Origin of the sequence: Christiangramia sabulilitoris (genome assembly GCF_007050985.1) — a bacterium.
GTDB classification, from domain to species: domain Bacteria; phylum Bacteroidota; class Bacteroidia; order Flavobacteriales; family Flavobacteriaceae; genus Christiangramia; species Christiangramia sabulilitoris.
The window spans coordinates 617,049-636,390 of record NZ_VHSF01000001.1; the positions used below are offsets into that span (position 1 = coordinate 617,049).

General features: G+C 40.1%; 18 protein-coding genes. 13 read left to right on the forward strand and 5 right to left on the reverse strand.

What is annotated here, in order from left to right:
- The first annotated feature begins 2 nt into the window (after positions 1 to 2).
- The 13 genes from FGM01_RS02920 (at position 3) to FGM01_RS02980 (ending at position 14,483) form a co-directional block, all read left to right on the forward strand.
- The gene (locus FGM01_RS02920) at positions 3 to 467 is read left to right on the forward strand and encodes a c-type cytochrome (protein ID WP_143409639.1); all 465 of its coding nucleotides are present in this window, start codon (positions 3 to 5) and stop codon (positions 465 to 467) included.
- Between the two features lie 147 nt (positions 468 to 614).
- Positions 615 to 1,223, forward strand: coding sequence for a uridine kinase (udk, locus tag FGM01_RS02925; protein ID WP_143409640.1), 609 nt, complete (start codon positions 615 to 617; stop codon positions 1,221 to 1,223).
- A gap of 19 nt (positions 1,224 to 1,242) precedes the next feature.
- A complete protein-coding gene (locus FGM01_RS02930; RefSeq protein ID WP_143409641.1) occupies positions 1,243 to 1,557 on the forward strand; it encodes an FtsB family cell division protein in 315 nt (104 codons plus the stop codon).
- Between the two features lie 37 nt (positions 1,558 to 1,594).
- Complete coding sequence (locus tag FGM01_RS02935; RefSeq protein WP_143409642.1) at positions 1,595 to 2,992, forward strand: methylmalonyl-CoA mutase subunit beta; 1,398 nt, start codon at positions 1,595 to 1,597, stop codon at positions 2,990 to 2,992.
- An 11-nt stretch (positions 2,993 to 3,003) separates the two neighbouring features.
- On the forward strand, positions 3,004 to 5,133 hold the full coding sequence (gene scpA / locus FGM01_RS02940) for a methylmalonyl-CoA mutase (protein WP_143409643.1): 2,130 nt from the start codon (positions 3,004 to 3,006) through the stop codon (positions 5,131 to 5,133).
- Positions 5,134 to 5,234: 101 nt separating this feature from the next.
- Positions 5,235 to 6,113, forward strand: a complete 879-nt coding sequence (locus tag FGM01_RS02945; protein WP_143409644.1) for an SDR family oxidoreductase — start codon at positions 5,235 to 5,237, stop codon at positions 6,111 to 6,113.
- Between the two features lie 171 nt (positions 6,114 to 6,284).
- On the forward strand, positions 6,285 to 9,113 hold the full coding sequence (locus FGM01_RS02950) for a M16 family metallopeptidase (RefSeq protein ID WP_143409645.1): 2,829 nt from the start codon (positions 6,285 to 6,287) through the stop codon (positions 9,111 to 9,113).
- A 154-nt stretch (positions 9,114 to 9,267) separates the two neighbouring features.
- A complete protein-coding gene (locus tag FGM01_RS02955; RefSeq protein WP_143409646.1) occupies positions 9,268 to 10,029 on the forward strand; it encodes a ParA family protein in 762 nt (253 codons plus the stop codon).
- Between the two features lie 5 nt (positions 10,030 to 10,034).
- Positions 10,035 to 10,937, forward strand: coding sequence for a ParB/RepB/Spo0J family partition protein (locus tag FGM01_RS02960; protein WP_143409647.1), 903 nt, complete (start codon positions 10,035 to 10,037; stop codon positions 10,935 to 10,937).
- A gap of 25 nt (positions 10,938 to 10,962) precedes the next feature.
- The gene (locus FGM01_RS02965) at positions 10,963 to 11,505 is read left to right on the forward strand and encodes a DUF5683 domain-containing protein (protein ID WP_143410329.1); all 543 of its coding nucleotides are present in this window, start codon (positions 10,963 to 10,965) and stop codon (positions 11,503 to 11,505) included.
- A 1-nt stretch (position 11,506) separates the two neighbouring features.
- The gene (gene dapB, locus FGM01_RS02970; protein WP_143409648.1) at positions 11,507 to 12,226 is read left to right on the forward strand and encodes a 4-hydroxy-tetrahydrodipicolinate reductase; all 720 of its coding nucleotides are present in this window, start codon (positions 11,507 to 11,509) and stop codon (positions 12,224 to 12,226) included.
- A gap of 49 nt (positions 12,227 to 12,275) precedes the next feature.
- Positions 12,276 to 13,844: a signal peptidase I gene (lepB, locus tag FGM01_RS02975; protein WP_143409649.1), complete on the forward strand. Its 1,569-nt coding sequence runs from the start codon at positions 12,276 to 12,278 to the stop codon at positions 13,842 to 13,844.
- Positions 13,845 to 13,847: 3 nt separating this feature from the next.
- Positions 13,848 to 14,483, forward strand: coding sequence for a WbqC family protein (locus tag FGM01_RS02980; protein WP_143409650.1), 636 nt, complete (start codon positions 13,848 to 13,850; stop codon positions 14,481 to 14,483).
- Here the strand turns inward: FGM01_RS02980 and FGM01_RS02985 are convergent.
- Genes FGM01_RS02985 through FGM01_RS03005 form a run of 5 tightly spaced genes read right to left on the reverse strand, consistent with a single transcriptional unit; the run spans position 14,478 to position 19,314 of the window.
- On the reverse strand, positions 14,478 to 15,512 hold the full coding sequence (locus tag FGM01_RS02985; protein ID WP_143409651.1) for an endonuclease/exonuclease/phosphatase family protein: 1,035 nt from the start codon (positions 15,510 to 15,512) through the stop codon (positions 14,478 to 14,480). The genes FGM01_RS02980 and FGM01_RS02985 overlap by 6 nt on opposite strands.
- Positions 15,513 to 16,418 carry a rhomboid family intramembrane serine protease gene (locus FGM01_RS02990; protein ID WP_143409652.1) on the reverse strand — a complete coding sequence of 302 codons (906 nt, stop codon included), beginning with the start codon at positions 16,416 to 16,418 and terminating at the stop codon, positions 15,513 to 15,515.
- Positions 16,418 to 17,167, reverse strand: coding sequence for a rhomboid family intramembrane serine protease (locus tag FGM01_RS02995; protein WP_143409653.1), 750 nt, complete (start codon positions 17,165 to 17,167; stop codon positions 16,418 to 16,420). Before FGM01_RS02995 ends, FGM01_RS02990 begins: the two co-directional genes overlap by 1 nt.
- Positions 17,167 to 19,020: a DNA mismatch repair endonuclease MutL gene (gene mutL / locus FGM01_RS03000; RefSeq protein WP_143409654.1), complete on the reverse strand. Its 1,854-nt coding sequence runs from the start codon at positions 19,018 to 19,020 to the stop codon at positions 17,167 to 17,169. Before mutL ends, FGM01_RS02995 begins: the two co-directional genes overlap by 1 nt.
- Entirely contained in the window at positions 19,021 to 19,314 is a 294-nt protein-coding gene (locus FGM01_RS03005) for a hypothetical protein (protein WP_143409655.1), read from the reverse strand. It lies immediately after the preceding gene.
- Positions 19,315 to 19,342: the final 28 nt, after the last annotated feature.

Below are 19,342 nucleotides of genomic sequence, written 5' to 3' on the forward strand. Positions count from 1 at the left end.
CCATGAGAAAACTAATCATTATTTTCGGCCTGCTCGCATTTACAGCCTGTAAATCAGATAAAAAAGAACAGGAGAAAGAAGAAGATTCGTATGTCATCCCTTCGTCAGATAAATCAGCTGAAAACACTCCGCTAAAAGCCAGTATTGCCAGAGGGAAAGAAATCTATTCAGATCTTTGCGTTACCTGTCATTTACCTACCGGTAAAGGAATTGCAGGCACCTACCCGCCCCTGGACGGTTCTAACTGGCTTACTGAAAAAAGAGAAGCCAGTATTCGGGGAGTAAAATATGGCATGCAGGGACCTATTGAGGTAAATGGTGAAAAGTATGACAATATCATGACGCCTATGGGACTTAACGACCAGGAGGTCGCAGATGCCATAAACTATATAATGAATTCATGGAGTAACAATATAGACGATATGGTAACGGTAGAGGAAGTTGCTGCGATCAAGGAGCAGGAATAATATTTACCATGTCCTAATAATTTAACCGGTCTTTTCTTAAGACCGGTTTTTTTTGTTTTCTACAGGAGCATTTTTAATGAAAATTGGCTTTAAAATCATGAAATACTTTTTAAAAAGTAATATTACCTTTGCCGAAATTTCAACTCTATGCTTATAATTGGTATTGCCGGTGGTACGGGAAGCGGGAAAACTACGGTAGTAAATCAGATCACCGAGGAATTAAGAAATGAGGAGGTAGACGTGATCTCACAGGATTCATACTATCAGGATACCTCTCATCTTTCCTTTGAAGACAGAAAAAAGATCAATTTTGATCACCCAAAATCGATTGACTTTGAACTTTTAGCAGAACACTTAAAGGAATTAAAATCTGGAAACCCCATTCAACAACCGGTTTATTCATTTAAAGAACATAACCGAACCGGGGAAACCATAGAGATCTACCCAAGGAAAGTAGTCATCGTTGAGGGCATTCTTATTCTTACTCATCCCGAAATTCGCGAATTATTCGATATCAAGATCTATGTTCATGCCGATAGTGATGAAAGGTTGATACGAAGATTAAAGCGTGATATCGCTGAACGTGGGCGAGACCTGGAAGAAGTTCTGTGGCGCTATCAAACTACCTTAAAACCTATGCATCAACAGTTTATTGAACCCACCAAAGAGTTTGCAGATATTATTATTCCTACCAATCGCTACAATACCGTTGCTGTTGATATCGTTCAGACTATAATAAAAGATCGCTTAACCTAATTTTGTATCTTTAAACCGTATGAAATTTAAAGACCTGCGTAAAAAACCGTGGTTCAGGATTATCAGTAATAAATATGTACTGATTAGTCTTGTATTTCTAGGTTGGATGTTCTTCCTTGACACCAATTCGTGGTTTATTCATCATGAATTGGATCAGGAAATAAACGAACTGCAGGACAATAAGAAATATTATCAAACGGAAATTGCGAAAGACAAAGCGGTCATAGAAAAGCTTCAGGATTCGGTGGAACTGGAAAAGTTTGCCCGGCAGAAATATTATATGAAAAGGCCTGATGAAGATATTTATATTATTGAATATGATACTGTAAATTAGAATTTTCGCAAAACTTCCCGACCAAAACCAACTAATAATGAAACAATTGTTATTTCAGGAATTTGAAGAAGTTTCTGCAAAACAATGGAAACAAAAAATCCAGGCCGATCTCAAAGGAGAAGATTACAACGAAAAACTCGTTACAAAAACTCTGCATGGCATCGATATTAAACCTTTTTATTCCTCTGAAGATATTGAGGAAACCCTAAAGGTAGCTAACCCTCCACACTGGAATATCTGCGAAAAAGTATATGTCACCTCTGCAGAGGCAGCCAATAAAAAAGCTCTGGATAAGCTTCGGAAAGGAACTGAAGCGATCTGGTTTATTTTACCCTCTATAGAAATCGATTGCGTAAAACTACTGGAGGGTCTCCCCAGGGGTATTAGTATATACATAAAGCCGGAGTTTCTGGATTCAGCATTCATAAAGGAACTTAACCAAACCATTAAAGACAGAGATCTCAAAGTCTATCTGCAAACAGATATTATTGGAAAACTTGCCAGAACAGGCAATTGGTTCGATAACCTGAGATCTGACCATGAAGAGCTGGAAAAGATAGTTCAAAATTCAGCTAATTTTCAGTCTTCAATATCAGTAAACCTTGCACTTTATCAAAATGCGGGCGCAACAATTCCTCAGCAACTGGCCTATACCCTCGCCCAGGTAACTGAATACCTGAACCACCTATCAAAAATTGATTTAAAGGACAGGAAAAATTTTACTTTTCAGTTTTATGTTTCTGTAGGCTCAGATTACTTTTTTGAGATCTCGAAGATCAGGGCGCTCCGCTGGCTTTTCGCTACGGTTGCAAAGGAATTCGATTTTGGTAACACCTGCCATATTATCGCAGAGCCTACCAAAAGGTCCAAAACCTTATATGATTATAATGTGAATTTGCTTAGAACCACTACTGAAGGCATGAGTGCCATACTTGGTGGCGCAGATTCTATCTGTAATATGCCTTACGATGCTATTTATCATAAGGACAATGAATTTGGTGACAGGATTGCCCGCAACCAGTTGCTTATCATGAGGAATGAAAGTTACCTGGACAAAGTAAGTAATGTCGCTGAAGGCACCTATTATATTGAATCGCTCACCAAACAGCTGGCAGAAAAGGCGTTGGAAATTTTCAAGGAAATTGAAAAAGGCGGAGGCTTTTTGAAAGAACTGAAATCTGGAATTATTCAGAAGAAAATAAAAGAAAGCGCTACTGCAGAACATGAGAAATTCAATAACGGAGATCTTGTTCTAATAGGAACGAATAAGTTTAAAAATCTGCAGGACAGAATGCAGGATGATATTGAACTATATCCATTCCTGAAAAAAAATCCCAGAAAAACTTTAATTGAACCAATACTTGAAAAACGGCTTAGCGAAGAGAGTGAACAGAAGAGATTAGAAGAAGAGAAACAAAGCCAGCCAACCCAGTAAAATCAAGATTTATGCAACGCAAAGATCTTCAAGATATAAGCCTTACCGATAAGGATTTCTCTAATAGAAAACCTGAGGCGGAAAAGGAAACTTTTAAAACACCTGAGGAAATTGAGATCAAAACTTCCTATTCCAGGGAAGATATTTCTAAGGCTGAACATTTGAATTTTGCTGCCGGGATCCCGCCCTATTTGCGTGGACCCTATAGCACAATGTATGTAACCAGGCCCTGGACGATCAGGCAGTATGCAGGATTTTCAACTGCTGAAGAAAGCAATGCTTTTTATAGGAGAAACCTGGCTGCAGGCCAGAAAGGACTTTCGGTAGCCTTTGACCTTCCAACGCATCGCGGCTATGATTCAGATCATGAACGTGTGGTGGGAGATGTTGGAAAAGCAGGGGTCGCCATTGATTCTGTAGAGGATATGAAGATCCTTTTCGATCAGATCCCGCTGGATAAAATGTCGGTTTCCATGACCATGAATGGAGCTGTTCTGCCTATCATGGCTTTTTATATAGTCGCAGCCGAAGAACAGGGAGTAAAACCCGAACTGCTTTCAGGGACTATTCAGAATGATATCCTGAAAGAGTTTATGGTGCGGAATACCTACATCTACCCTCCTACTCCTTCCATGAAGATCATTTCAGACATATTTGAGTACACCTCTCAGAATATGCCGAAATTCAATAGTATCAGTATTTCAGGATATCATATGCAGGAAGCCGGTGCGACCTGCGATATTGAATTAGCCTATACATTGGCTGACGGATTGGAATACATCAGAAAAGGTCTGGATGCGGGAATGGATATTGACAGTTTCGCTCCAAGACTATCCTTTTTCTGGGCCATCGGGATGAACCATTTCATGGAGATCGCGAAAATGCGAGCCGCCAGAATGCTTTGGGCAAAACTCGTAAAACAGTTCAACCCGAAAAATCCAAAATCTCTTTCTTTAAGAACACATTCCCAGACCAGTGGTTGGAGCTTAACAGAACAGGATCCATTCAATAATGTTGCGAGAACCTGTATTGAAGCTGCTGCGGCTGCTTTCGGCGGAACCCAGAGTTTGCATACCAATGCCCTGGATGAAGCCATTGCATTACCTACAGATTTCTCTGCGAGGATTGCCAGGAATACACAATTATATTTGCAGCAGGAAACCAATATTACCAAAACCGTTGACCCATGGGCTGGAAGTTTCTATGTTGAAAAATTAACGGAACAGATCGCACAACAGGCCTGGAAGCTTATTGAAGAAGTTGAAGAGCTTGGCGGCATGACCAAGGCTATTGAAGCAGGGATCCCGAAAATGAGGATCGAGGAAGCAGCTGCCAGAAAACAAGCCAGAATAGACAGCGAGACCGATGTGATCGTTGGGGTAAATAAATACCGTCTCGAAAAGGAAGATGAACTTGTAACCCTGGAGGTAGACAATCAAACGGTTAGAAAACAGCAGGTGGCCAGACTTCAAAAGATAAGAGCTGAAAGGAACGAGGAGAAAGTCCAGCAGGCACTGGAAAACTTAAGAAAAGCTGCTAAAGAAGAAAATGCTAATTTGCTGGCCCTGGCAGTGGAAGCTGCCAGGGAAAGAGCAAGTCTTGGTGAGATAAGCGATGCGCTGGAAGATATTTATGGAAGATATAAAGCGAAAATTCAATCTTTCAGCGGTGTATATTCAAAAGAAATGAAAGATAACAGCTCATTTAATAAAGCCAGGGAAATGGCTGATAAATTTGCCGTAATGGAAGGCAGAAGACCAAGGATCATGGTCGCTAAAATGGGACAGGACGGGCATGATCGTGGAGCTAAAGTAGTTGCAACCGGGTATGCCGATCTTGGTTTTGATGTGGATATTGGCCCATTATTCCAGACTCCAGCCGAAGCTGCGCAACAAGCCGTGGAAAACGACGTACATATCCTGGGAGTTTCCTCGCTTGCTGCGGGACATAAAACCCTCGTACCCCAGGTAATTGAAGAGCTAAAGAAATTAGGCCGGGAAGACATTATGGTAATTGTTGGAGGGGTGATCCCTTCGCAGGATTATCAGTTTCTTTTCGATGCCGGTGCAGTTGCGGTTTTTGGTCCGGGTACCAAGATCAGTGAAGCTGCGATACAATTGTTAGAAATATTAATAGACTAATTAACCTAAAGTAAGCAGTATCAATGAGCAGTGCGCTGAAAGAATAAGAATCTTATATGAAGCCTCTGAATACTGAATACTGAATACTGAATACTGAAATTATGGATTTAAAGAAAAAAATGCTCAGAGACGATGCCCTTGAAGGAAAGAATATTATCGTTACCGGTGGTGGTAGTGGACTAGGAAAATCAATGACCAAATATTTTCTTGAACTTGGTGCTAAAGTAGCGATCACTTCAAGAAATATAGAGAAACTTGAGAATACAGCGAAGGAACTTGAGGATGAGACCGGTGGAAAATGTTTCCCTGTGCAATGTGATGTAAGACACTATGACCAGGTAGAAGCCATGCGCGATGCCGTGGTAAAAGAATTTGGGTCTGTAGACATTCTCCTGAATAACGCTGCCGGGAACTTTATCTCTCCTACCGAAAGGTTAAGCGCCAATGCTTTTGATACTATCATCGATATCGTTTTAAAAGGAAGTAAGAACTGTACCCTTGCTCTTGGTAAACACTGGATAGATCAAAAAGAAGAGAATAAGACCATACTAAATATCGTAACCACTTATGCCTGGACAGGTTCAGCTTATGTAGTTCCTAGTGCAACGGCAAAAGCAGGTGTTTTGGCTATGACCAGGTCTTTAGCTGTAGAATGGGCTAAATATGGTATTAGATCTAACGCGATCGCTCCGGGACCTTTCCCTACCAAGGGTGCATGGGACAGGCTTTTACCGGGTGACCTTAAAGAGAAATTCGATCTTGCTAAAAAGGTACCTTTAAAAAGAGTTGGTGATCACCAGGAACTGGCTAACCTTGCGGCTTACCTGGTTTCAGATTTTTCAGCTTATGTAAATGGTGAGGTTATTACCATAGATGGCGGCGAGTGGCTTAAAGGAGCCGGACAGTTCAATTTACTGGAAGCAGTTCCGGAAGAAATGTGGGATATGCTTGAACAAATGATCAAAGCAAAAAAAGGATAGTTTTAAAGATTTCTATTATTTAAACAACCGGTGAGAATTCTAACAGATTTCAATCCGGTTTTTTTATGCTCTACCGTGAAATTTTAACATTAAAAGATCATTGATTTTAATGGATTAACTTTAATAAAATCTATCTTTAGCCTTTAAATTTTATTAATAATTCAAACTTTTATGAAAAATTACCTGAACAGGAATTTATGGGTACTGTTTCTGGTAGCTACGAGTATTTCATTCGCTCAATCTACTACAGAAGAAAAAATACCTACAGATCCTAATGTCAAGATTGGAAAACTTGAAAACGGACTTACCTATTACATACGCAATAATGGCAAGCCGGAAGATAAACTGGAGTTAAGACTGGCCATTAAAGCCGGTTCTATTCTGGAAACAGATGAACAGCAAGGTTTAGCTCATTTTATAGAGCATATGAACTTCAACGGAACAAAGAACTTTGAAAAGAATGAATTAATTGACTATTTGCAAAGTATAGGAGTAAAATTCGGGGCAGATTTGAATGCTTACACCAGTTTTGATGAAACTGTTTATATTCTGCCAATCCCGAGTGACGATCCAGAAAAACTTGAAGGCGGATTTACGGTTTTGGAAGACTGGGCGCATAATGCTCTTCTAACCGAAGAGGCTATAGATGGGGAACGTGGTGTGGTTATGGAAGAGTACCGCCTTGGCCTTGGACCAGATAAAAGAATGATGCAGGAATACCTTCCTAAATTAATGCACAACTCCAGATATGCCGAAAGATTACCTATAGGTAAAAAAGAAGTTATCGAGGGTGCAGATTATGAAACTATTCGAAGCTATTATAAAGACTGGTACAGACCAGGTTTAATGGCTGTTATTGCGGTTGGGGATCTGGATGTGGATATAATTGAGCAAAAGATCAAAAGTCATTTTTCAAACTTAGAAAAAAGAAAAAACCCGACAGAAAGAAAAGAATACGGGGTTCCAAATCATGAAGAGACCTTTGTTGCTATCGCAAAAGATCCCGATGCTAATTTCAGCAGGGTTCAGATTTATTATAAAGATCTCGAAGAGGCTAAGGATGTGGTAACTATTGCAGATTACAGAAAAAACCTGGAGAGAAGTATGTTTTCTTCTATGATCAATAATCGCCTGCAGGAACTTGCCAACAGCACAACTCCACCATTCACCTATGGATTCTCCTATTATGGAGGCACATTCTCACCTTTAAAGAATGCCTACCAGTCTTTCGCTATGACAGGCGAGAACGATCAGCTTACTGCTTTAAAAGCTCTGGTAACTGAGAATGAGAGGGTAAAAAGGTATGGCTTTAATGAGAATGAATTTGCACGAGCCAAGAAGGAGTATCTGGCAAGGCTGGAAAAACAATTCAAGGATCGGGACAAACAGGCAAGCAATAGAATTGTTGGGCAATACGTTTCAAATTTCCTGCAAAATTCTCCAATTCCTGGTATTGAATGGACCTACCAATACGCAAAAGAGAACCTGGATGACATCAGCCTTGAGAATATCAATGGCCTAATCAATGATTTTATCCATGATGAAAACAGAGTGGTTGTTCTAACAGGGCCAGAAAAGGAATCTATAGAAAAGATAACCGAGGAGCAGGTACTTGCTATTCTCAAGGATGTTGAGAATTCAGAAATTGAAGAATATGCTTATGAAGATGTGCGCGAGAATCTTATTACCGACATGCCGGCAGCAGGATCTGTCAAAGAGGTTAAGACAAACGAGGATCTTAACGTGAAAACGCTTCTTTTGAGCAATGGAGCAAAAGTTGTTTATAAAAAGACCGATTTCAAAAACGATGAAATTTTATTTTCAGCCTATAGTGCGGGAGGAACCTCATTGTATAGTAACGAGGAATTCCTTTCTACCGTTTATGCGAATGGTGGGTTGACCGAAGCTGGTATTGGAGGTCTTGATAAAAATGAACTGAATAAAATGATGAGCGGGAAAATCGTAAATGTAAGACCCGGCATTAGCAGTTATTCTGAAGGTTTTAGCGGAAGCACTACCCCAAAGGATTTTGAAATCATGATGCAGATGATCCATTTGTATTTTACAGATCTCAACAAAGACGAAGAGGCCTATGAATCATTTGCTACCAAGCAAAAGAATTTCCTGGGCAACCTTATGTCCAACCCAAATTTCTATTTTCAGAATGAAATTGGGAAATTCAGAAATGAAGGCAATCCAAGATATGCGGGATTCCCTACGCCTCAAAAATTTGATGAAATGGATTATGACCTGGCATATCAGAAATACCAGGAGAGATTCGCCGACGCTTCAGATTTTACTTTCTACTTTGTAGGGAATCTGGATGAAGAAAAGGTGAAAAAACTGTCGGCTAAATATATTGCCAGTCTTCCTTCCAAAAACTCCAAGGAAGAATTCCGTGCTCCAGAATTCCGTGAGAAGACAGATTCTTACAGAGAGAAAACAGTTTATAAGGGTAAGGACCCTAAAAGCCTGGTTAGTATTATGTGGAACGGTGAAACCGAATATGATGAGGAAGATGACCTTGCTTTTTCTGCCCTGGGAGAGATCTTAACTATTAAACTGGTAGAGGAACTAAGAGAGGAAGAAGGCGGTGTTTATGGGGTTGGTGCCCGTGGAAACATGTCCAAAATACCTTATGATAGTTACAGTTTTTCCATATCCTTCCCATGCGGACCGGAAAATGTAGAAAAATTAACTAAATCTGCCATTGCTGAAGTTCAGAAGATAAAGAAGGATGGTCCTTCTCAGGAAGATCTGGACAAAGTAAAGGAAACCTTCAGGTTACAGCGAAAGGAAAAATTGAAAGAGAATAAGTTCTGGATAGCACAATTAGAAAAAGCCGAAAGAGAAAATATGGATATTTCAGAAATCGAAGATTATAATGATATGGTCGAGGAACTTGAAACTGATGACATCCAAAAAATGGCTGAAAAATATCTGAACGAGAATTACCTTCTGGGAGTTTTAATGCCTGAAACAGAAGATTCGGCGAACTAAAAAAAGAGGATTTCTTTTTTTATGAACAGCCTTTAAAACCGGTATTTCCATACTACTATGGAGATACCGGTTTTTCTTTAGAAGCTGTTAACAATTTCATTTTCTAAACCTATAATAAATTGTATTTTTACCCTTCAAAAATCATACACTTTTAATGGGTAAAATCATTGCTATTGCCAACCAAAAGGGAGGCGTGGGAAAAACCACTACTTCTGTGAACCTTGCCGCGTCTTTGGGGGTTCTGGAAAAAAAGATATTATTGATTGATGCCGATCCTCAGGCTAATGCAACTTCAGGTCTGGGAATAGACGTTGAGGAGGTAGAGCACGGTACCTATCAACTGCTTGAGCATTCCATTAAGGCTGAAGAAGCCATACAGAAAACGAGCTCTCCTAACCTGGACATCATCCCTGCGCATATAGACCTGGTGGCTATAGAGATTGAACTTGTGGACCAGGAGAACAGGGAATCCATGCTCAAGAAAGCAGTGGAACCTTTAAAAGACAAATATGACTTTATCCTGATTGACTGCGCTCCTTCCTTAGGCTTACTTACCCTGAATGCACTTACGGCTTCAGATTCGGTTATTATACCTATCCAATGTGAGTATTTTGCCCTTGAAGGATTGGGTAAACTGCTTAATACGATCAAAAGTGTACAAAAGATCCATAACAACAAGCTGGATATAGAAGGTCTTTTATTGACCATGTATGATTCAAGATTGAGATTGTCTAACCAGGTAGTCGAAGAGGTCAAAAAGCATTTTGACGAGATGGTTTTTGAAACAATCATTCAAAGAAATGTACGTTTAAGTGAAGCGCCAAGTTATGGTGAGAGCATTATTAATTATGATGCTTCGAGTAAAGGAGCCAGCAATTATCTAAGTCTGGCACATGAAATAATTAAGAAAAACTAAAGCAAATGGCGAAGGCTACCAGAAAACAAGCGTTGGGAAGAGGACTTTCAGCCCTACTGAAGGATCCGGATAATGATATAAAATCTGCTGAAGACAAGAATGCCGACAAACTGGTTGGGCATATCGTGGAACTGGAGCTTTCTTCTATCGAGGTAAATCCATTCCAGCCCCGAACCAGTTTTAACGAAGAGTCCTTAAAAGAACTGGCTTCTTCCATCCGCGAACTAGGCGTAATTCAGCCTATTACGGTTCGTAAAATGGATTTCGGTAAATACCAGCTGGTATCTGGTGAAAGAAGATTTCGGGCCTCTAAACTGGTAGGCCTTAAAACCGTTCCTGCTTACATAAGAATAGCCAATGACCAGGAATCACTGGAAATGGCGCTTGTAGAAAATATCCAGAGACAGGATCTCGATCCAATCGAAATATCCCTGTCTTACCAGAGATTGATAGACGAGATTCAGTTAACCCAGGAACAATTAAGTGAAAGAATCGGGAAAAACAGGTCTACCATAGCCAATTACCTGAGACTTTTAAAGCTTGATCCTATCATACAGACCGGTATGCGCGACGGATTCTTAAGTATGGGACACGGTAGAGCGCTGATAAATATCGATGATACCCAGAAGCAACTGGAGATCTATGAAAAGATCATCCAGAAATCACTTTCTGTAAGAGAAACTGAACAATTAGTCCGCGAATTGAATTCAGACGCAAAGCCTGCTGCTACCACTAAGAAAGTTAGTGTACCCCCAACCTTTAAAAAAGGCATCAAGGAATTTACAGAATTTCTTGGCACAAAGGTAGACGTTAAGGTAACTAAAAAGGGTAGCGGTAAATTAACCATACCATTCTCTTCTGAAGAGGATTTCGAAAGAATTAAAAATTTAATCCGGGGTGAAGAATAAACCTAATTTTTTCCTGCTTCTTTTTATGTTCATCGTCACCATCGGTGCAGCACAGGAAGATTCTTTAAAAATCTCTTCAGATAAAAGTTCAAAAAAAGAATTAAAGGAAAAAGAATACGAGCCTTATAACGCACTTGCCCCAGCCAAGGCTGCTTTTTATTCCGCAGTTTTACCGGGCCTGGGACAGGCTTATAACGGCAGCTACTGGAAAATACCCCTCGCCTATGCCGGCCTGGGTACCGGGGTTTATTTTTACCTGGAAAATGACGATCAATACGACAGGTACCGGAACGCCTACAAGGATCGGCTGGCCGGGCGTACCGATGAATTTGAGAACAGGATCACAACTGAAGGCTTGATTAGAGCACAGGAATTTTACCAGAAAAACAAGGAGATCTCTATACTTATTACTGTGGGGGTTTATATTTTGAATATCATTGATGCGAACGTAGAAGCTCACCTGAGACAGTTCAATGTAGACGAAGACCTTTCTCTAAAACCTAATCTGGATTTCAACCGCTTATCGGGAAAAACCAATTACGGACTCACCCTTAATTATAATTTTTAATATGAACATCGCTCTTTTAGGATATGGTAGAATGGGAAAAATCATTGAGAAGATCGCAGAGAACCGCGGTCACAAAGTGGTTTTAAGGGTAAACGATGATATCGAGGCACATGATCTAAGTAAGGAAAATATAGATGTCGCCATAGATTTTAGCATCCCTAAGGCAGCCTTTAAAAACATCACCACCTGTTTCATGAACAGGATTCCAGTTATTAGCGGGACAACCGGATGGCTGGACCAATACGAAGAAGCAAGAAAGGTCTGCCTGCAGAATGAGAGCGGTTTTATTTATGCTTCCAATTTTAGCCTGGGGGTGAATGTATTCTTTGAATTGAATAAAAAATTAGCCGGGATGATGCAGGGGCTGGAGGATTATTCAGTAGAAATAGAGGAAATTCATCATCTTCAGAAACTGGATGCACCAAGTGGTACGGCCATTAGCCTTGCTCAACAAATTCTGGAAGAAAATTCGAAATTAAAAGGTTGGCAGCTTGACGGGGCAGATGAAGATGAGATCCCAATTTATGCAAAAAGAGAAGAAGATGTTCCCGGTACGCATAGGGTAACCTACGATTCTTCTATAGACAATATCGAGATTATTCATACCGCTAAATCCCGACAGGGTTTTGCTCTGGGTGCGGTGGTCGCAGCAGAATACCTCAGAGATAAGACCGGCATTTTCACGATGAAAGATGTACTCTCAGACCTTTTTCAAAATTAATATGTAACATTTCAAGGCATTTCCTGCCTTATACCCTAAAGATTAAAATATGACTTTTACCGAATGGTTCATTTTTTTCCTGCTTATCCAGGTAGTACATTTTCTGGGAACCTGGAAACTCTATCAAAGGGCTGGCAGAAAAGCGTGGGAAGCGGCAATTCCAGTTTATAATGCGGTGGTATTGATGAAGATCATCAACAGGCCATGGTGGTGGGTAGTTCTAATGTTTATACCAATTGTTAATCTTATCATCATTCCGGTCATTTGGGTAGAAACCATCAGAAGCTTTGGACGTAATTCCACGGCTGAAACCTTCGCAGTAATTCTGACTCTGGGATTTTATATCTACTATGTTAATTATGCTACCAGTGACGCCTATATCGTAGACCGGGACCTAAAACCAAGGACTGAAGCCGGAGAATGGATTAGTTCTATTTTATTTGCGGTGATCGCCGCTACTATAGTGCATACTTATTTTATGCAGCCTTTCACCATACCAACTTCATCTTTGGAAAAGACTCTACTGGTAGGAGATTTCCTGTTTGTGAGTAAATTCCACTACGGCGCAAGAATTCCGAAAACTGCAGTAGCTTTCCCTATGGTACATGATACCATTCCTGTACTTGGAGTAAAGTCTTATCTTAATAATCCTCAGATCCCTTATTTAAGGTTTCCGGGATTTGAAAATATTGAAAGAAATGATATCGTGGTCTTCAACTGGCCGGTAGATACAGTAAGACAGTTCTTTGACCGCTCAGGGAAGCATTATGACAAACCGGTGGACAAGAAATCAAATTACGTGAAGAGAGCGGTAGGTGTTCCCGGTGATTCACTTTCTGTGGTCAACGGATATGTTCATATTAACGGGGAACAACTGGAACTTCCAGACAGGGCTAAACCTCAGTTTTCCTATGTGGGACAAACAAAAGGTCAGCCATTCAATCCGCAGAGCCTGTATAAATTATATGATATAACAGATGGGTATTCCTATAATCCTAACAACAATGCTTTCTTTATCCAGTCCTTATCAGACGAGGGTTTTGAAAGATTCAGGAACCATCCTAATGTTGCCAATATCCGCCGGTATGTTGATTCAGCCGGGGTAAAGAATCCCAGTCTTTTCCCGAATGACCGTAAGCGCAACTGGAATAATGACAATTTTGGACCAATTTATATTCCTGAAGTAGGCAAGACGGTAGAGATCACTCCAGAGAGCATGGCTTTCTATAAAGAGATCATAGAAACCTATGAAGGCTATGAAATGGGCTTCGATAATGAGCTGAGTGTCAACGGAACCCAGGTCCTTTTAAATGGACAACCTATAAATAATTATACCTTCAAACAGAATTACTACTGGATGATGGGTGACAACAGAAATAATTCTGAAGATAGCCGAACCTGGGGGTTTGTTCCTGAAAACCACGTAGTAGGAAAGCCAGTCTTCGTGTGGATGAGCTGGGATTCGAACGCGAGTGGTTTTGATAAGATACGCTGGGAAAGGGTTTTCACCACGGTAAAAGGAGACGGGGAACCCACTTCTTTTCTACCCTATTTCCTTATCGTTATGGTAATTTTCTTCGGATGGAGGTATTTTAAGAAACGAAGAGAAGAAGGATAATATATGATGCCGGTTTTACTACATCCCTCCTATTTTGGACCTATTAGCCAGTGGACCGCTATTGCTAAAGCTGAAAAGGTAATTTTCGAGAATGAAGATAATTACCAGAAACAGACCTACCGGAACAGGATGTATATTTATGATGCAAATGGAAGGCTTACGCTGAACATCCCCATTAAACACAGCTCGGCACTGGGTCTTTCCACAAAGGGCCATCAAAAATATAAAGAAGTACAGATCGAAAATGATTTTAGCTGGCAATTGCAGCACTGGAGGGCATTCAAGGCATCTTATCAAACTTCGCCCTTCTTTGAATTTTACGAAGACGAACTATATCCCTTATATAGCAAGGAATACAAATACCTGATGGATTTCAATTATGATTGTATGGAATTCGCAGCAGACTGCCTGCAGCTCGAATGGGAGTTTTATAAGACTGAAGAGTTTATATTGGAGCCATTAGACAGTAGGGATCTGAGAAATCTGGTGAACGCTAAATCAAATCAGGGTTTTGAGAATACCAAGTACAACCAGGTTTTTGAAGAAAAATCTGGCTTCCTTCCTAATCTAAGTATTTTGGATCTCATTTTTAATGAGGGTAATGCAGCGCTGGACTATCTTTTGAAGCAGGAACTATAAACTTATCTTCGTTACCACGGGATAATGGTCTGAGTATTCCACCTCAAACTTTTCAAAACCACGAATCAGCATATTATCTTCGATCAAAAGGAAATCTATGCGCAGTGGAAAATAATCTAGTTGAAAGCTTTTCCCGAAACCACTGCCAGCCTCTAAAAAGGCATCCTTGTATTTACCATCCTGTTTGATAAGGTTATAAATATAGGAGAAACTGGTATTATTAAAATCACCGGCTATAATTGTGGGATAGGGTGATTTCTTCAACTCTTCCAGTAGCATTTCTGCCTGCTCCTGCTGCAATGAAAAACCCTGACCGATCCTTCCCAGTAATTTTTTGGAATCCTGTTTTTGCAAATCATCAATCCCTGGTTTAATATTGAGCGATTGAAAGTGAACATTTACTACACGAACTGTATCTTCCTCATTAACAACTATATCGGCATAGATAGCATTGTTATTACCATGCTGTGGAAAATCAAGGGAAGCCTGGTTAATTATTGGAAATTTCGAAAATATTGCAGATCCAAATTCAGCATTTTTTCCCTTCAGCTTTACATATTGGTGCGGGTATAATTTCGTTAGTCCGGCGGCACCAATATAATGCTCCTGTACACACAGGATATCGGGATTCTTTTCTCTGACAAAACTGGTGATCTTTTCAGGTATATCTTTTCTTTTCGACCACTTATAAGCATTGAACATTCTCACGTTATAGCTCATAAGAGTAAAGTCTGCTGCTACTTCTCCTTCATCGGTAGTACCAGGAAATTTCACGAAAGCGGTTACATAATTATAACCCAGGAGTAATACAATTAAGGAGAGTAACACCTGCCTTTTTAATCTCAGGACCCAATAGGCCAGGAAAACAGCATTCAGAATTATTAGCACCGGCACACCCAGGCTCAAGACCGAAAGCAAGGGAAAGGTTTTTGGCGGAATTAAAGGCAATAAATAGGAAAACAGCAAAGCCGTAGCGGCAAGGGAATTCAGAATAAAAATGAATTTATCAAAGAGGTTTAAATTCTTCATTTAATCTTCTTTACCTGCCTGAAACAGGAAATCCTTTTCAGCTTTAGTCAGGCTTTCATAGCCACTTTTACTGATCTTGTCCAGAATCGCATCTACCTTTTTCTGCTTATCATCCTTATTGAATTTGCTCTTTGTAGTTGAGCGGGTACGGGTTTTAGTAGTATTACCAGTACGATGAACCGTTTTCATTTTTGCTTTCCTCACTCTTGGTTTAAAGATCGACGCCAGAGAATCGAGGATATTTTCAAACCATTTTCCAATGTCATTTCCTTTCTTGAGCTGGGTGGTATAAAAATAACCTAACCCGGCACCACCAAGATGAGCTAAATGTCCGCCGGCATTTCCCATAGGGATCTGGATAACGTCCAGAACCACCAGGAAGGCTGCGATCCACCAGAATTTCACGCTACCTAATAACATTAATCTTACCCTCATATTTGGTATATGGGAGGCAATACCTATGAGCACTGCCATTACTCCGGCCGAAGCTCCCATTAAATAGGATCTTCCGGTTCCCTGAAAAGCAGGAAAAAGATTATAACTTAACATATATACCAGCGCCCCGATAATTACACCCAGGAAATAATAATTAAGAAGACGTTTTGGAGAAAAGTAATTTAGGAAATAGATCCCTGAAAAATAAAGGATAAGCATATTAGATAATATATGCCATATGCCACTATGCAGGAATGAGTAGGTAATAATTGACCAGGGTTTCACCAGGAATTCCATCGGTTCCTTAGGAAAAACGAACCATTCGGTAAGGAAGTCTGATGGGAATTGAAAAAGATAAGCCAGGGTCTTTAGCAGAAAGAATAAAAGAAAGACAAGCACATTGATACCAATGAGCTTTTCTGTAACCGTAGAGGTCTGTATCTTAAATCTTATTCTATCTGATGATCTCATCAATACCAGCGGTTATCGTTAAATTGATTTTTCTTCCAGTAATACATCATTATAAAGCCGAACAGTGCACCTCCCACATGGGCAAAATGAGCGATCGAACCTCCAAAAATGGAATAACCGGTAACTCCGGAAAACAAATCTAATACAATTAAAGCGGGAATAAAATACTTAGCCTTAATTGGCACCGGAACAAACAAAAGGAATAATTCTACATTAGGGAACATCATACCAAAAGCTACCAGGATACCATAAATTGCTCCGGAAGCTCCTACAGCAGGGTTTCCAAACGATTGCAACATAGATCTGAGCGTACCCTCATCCATTCCTTCAGGAATACGAAAACGATTGGAGGTATAAGCCTGCTCAATAAAACTCATTACCTCGGGCGGAGTCCAGCCCAATTCAAGAAGGCCACTAAAACCTTTCTGATAGGCATAAAAATTAACCAGCGTATGCAAAAGTGCCGCTCCTATTCCTGCAGAAAAGTAAAAGAATACGAAACGTTTCTGCCCCAGCATTTGCTCTATAGGACTTCCAAATGCCCAAAGCGCATACATATTGAACAGAATATGCATAAATCCACCATGCATAAACATATGGGTTATTACCTGCCAGAAATGAAAATTTGGGTTTTTAATGAACCATAAAGCAAAATATTCATAAGCTACATCGCCAATTAACTGGCTGCCAATAAAGAATATTACATTAATTATCAATAGAACCTTAACGGTTTCGGTCATTCTTCCCATCAGGCAAATTTTTTATCCAGTTCATCTACAGATAAGGTAGTGAACACTGTTTTATTAAAAGGACTCAATGCCGGCTCTTTACAGGCAAATAATCTATTTACTATATGTTGCTGTTCAGCAGAATTAAGCAAAGTTCCAGACCTTACCGCCATGGAATTTGCCAGGGATTTGGCCAGCAGATCTGTTTGGGAAAATCCGTTGTTTGGCACATCCTTTTCAAAATCTGCCAGTAATTGTTCGAGTAAAATCTCCACTTCACTCTCTGAAATCAGGGTTGGAATTCCTGTAATCTCTACCTCGTCTTTTTTGATCTCAGAAAATATAAACCCGGTTTGCTCCAATGATTCTTTGATCTCCCTGAGCATTTCCACTTCCTGGTGGTTAAATTGAAGTCTTAGCGGAAATAATAACTGCTGACTAACTGCAGATGAGACTGTTATATTTTTTAAGAGCTCCTCGTAAAGCACTCTTGTATGTGCCCTGTGCTGATCTATAACCAGGATCCCACTCTTAAGGGTGGATACTATATATTTCTTCTGAACCTGGAAAGTAGATTTCTCTGACTGCTCTTCTTTAGCGCCAAAAAGATTCCCGGTAACCTCTTCGCTTTCAAATTCGATCTGCTTTAGATCTACCTGCTCATCGGTTTCAGCTTGCATCCCGGAATACAAACTTTCCCACTCTGCAGGTTTCTCTTTACGATAAGTATTTGCTCCACCAAACTGAGCTTTATAATTATTTTCACTCTGGAAAGGATTAAAGTTTCGGTCTACTTCTACCTGGGGCACATCGGCCTCTTTATCCTTATAATCATAAGGTGTATCCAGTTCAGAATCACGCTCAAAATCCAGAATAGGGGCTACATTGAACTGCCCCAGACTATGCTTTATAGAACTCTTTAAAATAGCATATAAGGCATGCTCATCGTCGAATTTGATCTCGGTTTTGGTTGGGTGTATATTTATATCGATAGACTTTGGATCAACCTCCAGATAAAGAAAATAGCTTGGGTAACTTTTATCTTTTAGAAGACCTTCGAAAGATGCTACGACCGCATGATTGAGATATGGGCTTTTGATGAATCTGTTATTCACAAAAAAGAACTGCTCTCCACGGCTTTTCTTGGCAAATTCCGGTTTTCCAACAAACCCGGAGATTTTTACGATTTCTGTATCCTCTTCTACCGGCACTAATTTCTCATTGGTCTTACCTCCAAGAATATTAGTAATACGTTGCCTGAAATTGGCCAAAGGCAGCTGAAAAAGTTCATTCCCGTTATGGGTTAAAGAAAAACTGATATCGGGATGCGCCAGGGCTACTCTCTGGAATTCGTCGATGATATGACGTGTCTCCACATTATCAGATTTAAGGAAATTTCTTCGCGCAGGAATATTATAAAAAAGGTTCTTTACGCTTAGACAGGTTCCTTTAGGAGTTACACAGGCATCCTGCGAAACAACCTCACTGCCTTCAACTTTAAGACAGGTACCTACTTCATCATCTCCAGTCCTTGTTTTTAGTTCTACATGGGCGATCGCAGCAATAGAAGCCAGTGCTTCCCCCCGAAAACCCTTTGTTTTAAGACTAAAAAGATCATCTGCAATCTTTATTTTAGAAGTGGCATGTCTTTCAAAGCTCATCCGGGCATCGGTAAGGCTCATGCCCATGCCGTCATCTATTACCTGGATCAATGTTTTTCCCGCATCCTTGATGATCACCTGGATCCGGCTTGCCTTTGCGTCTATTGAATTTTCGAGAAGTTCCTTTATAACCGAAGCCGGACGTTGCACTACTTCACCCGCAGCGATCTGGTTGGCAACATGATCGGGCAGCAATTGTATTACGTTACTCATTTATCGGGGATTCGAGAAAATGGACAAATCAAAATCTAGTATCCACAGGCAGATGAAAAGCAGAATGATAATGATATATACCACGCGCCTGTTTATGCTTCGGTTTCCCCGGGTTCTGCTGTCTTTACGAGCATCTGCCCAATGGGAACCAAAATCTATGGCGTTGGTCGTCTCTCTGTATTTATTGAATTTATTATCAAAATCATAGATATTACCGGTATCCTTCCCTTTATAATAGCGGGGAGTATAATTATACCTGGTATTTTTCCTGATTCTGTTAAAATTGATTTTCAAAACTGTAGATTGTTAACTGATCCAAATT

Bases quoted from the DNA above. Each gene is read 5' to 3' on its own strand.
- FGM01_RS02920 (WP_143409639.1), top strand. From the start codon at position 3: ATGAGAAAACTAATCATTATTTTCGGCCTGCTCGCATTTACAGCCTGT.
- udk (WP_143409640.1), top strand. From the start codon at position 615: ATGCTTATAATTGGTATTGCCGGTGGTACGGGAAGCGGGAAAACTACG.
- FGM01_RS02930 (WP_143409641.1), top strand. From the start codon at position 1,243: ATGAAATTTAAAGACCTGCGTAAAAAACCGTGGTTCAGGATTATCAGT.
- FGM01_RS02935 (WP_143409642.1), top strand. From the start codon at position 1,595: ATGAAACAATTGTTATTTCAGGAATTTGAAGAAGTTTCTGCAAAACAA.
- scpA (WP_143409643.1), top strand. From the start codon at position 3,004: ATGCAACGCAAAGATCTTCAAGATATAAGCCTTACCGATAAGGATTTC.
- FGM01_RS02945 (WP_143409644.1), top strand. From the start codon at position 5,235: ATGGATTTAAAGAAAAAAATGCTCAGAGACGATGCCCTTGAAGGAAAG.
- FGM01_RS02950 (WP_143409645.1), top strand. From the start codon at position 6,285: ATGAAAAATTACCTGAACAGGAATTTATGGGTACTGTTTCTGGTAGCT.
- FGM01_RS02955 (WP_143409646.1), top strand. From the start codon at position 9,268: ATGGGTAAAATCATTGCTATTGCCAACCAAAAGGGAGGCGTGGGAAAA.
- FGM01_RS02960 (WP_143409647.1), top strand. From the start codon at position 10,035: ATGGCGAAGGCTACCAGAAAACAAGCGTTGGGAAGAGGACTTTCAGCC.
- FGM01_RS02965 (WP_143410329.1), top strand. From the start codon at position 10,963: ATGTTCATCGTCACCATCGGTGCAGCACAGGAAGATTCTTTAAAAATC.
- dapB (WP_143409648.1), top strand. From the start codon at position 11,507: ATGAACATCGCTCTTTTAGGATATGGTAGAATGGGAAAAATCATTGAG.
- lepB (WP_143409649.1), top strand. From the start codon at position 12,276: ATGACTTTTACCGAATGGTTCATTTTTTTCCTGCTTATCCAGGTAGTA.
- FGM01_RS02980 (WP_143409650.1), top strand. From the start codon at position 13,848: ATGATGCCGGTTTTACTACATCCCTCCTATTTTGGACCTATTAGCCAG.
- FGM01_RS02985 (WP_143409651.1), bottom strand. From the start codon at position 15,512: ATGAAGAATTTAAACCTCTTTGATAAATTCATTTTTATTCTGAATTCC.
- FGM01_RS02990 (WP_143409652.1), bottom strand. From the start codon at position 16,418: ATGAGATCATCAGATAGAATAAGATTTAAGATACAGACCTCTACGGTT.
- FGM01_RS02995 (WP_143409653.1), bottom strand. From the start codon at position 17,167: ATGGGAAGAATGACCGAAACCGTTAAGGTTCTATTGATAATTAATGTA.
- mutL (WP_143409654.1), bottom strand. From the start codon at position 19,020: ATGAGTAACGTAATACAATTGCTGCCCGATCATGTTGCCAACCAGATC.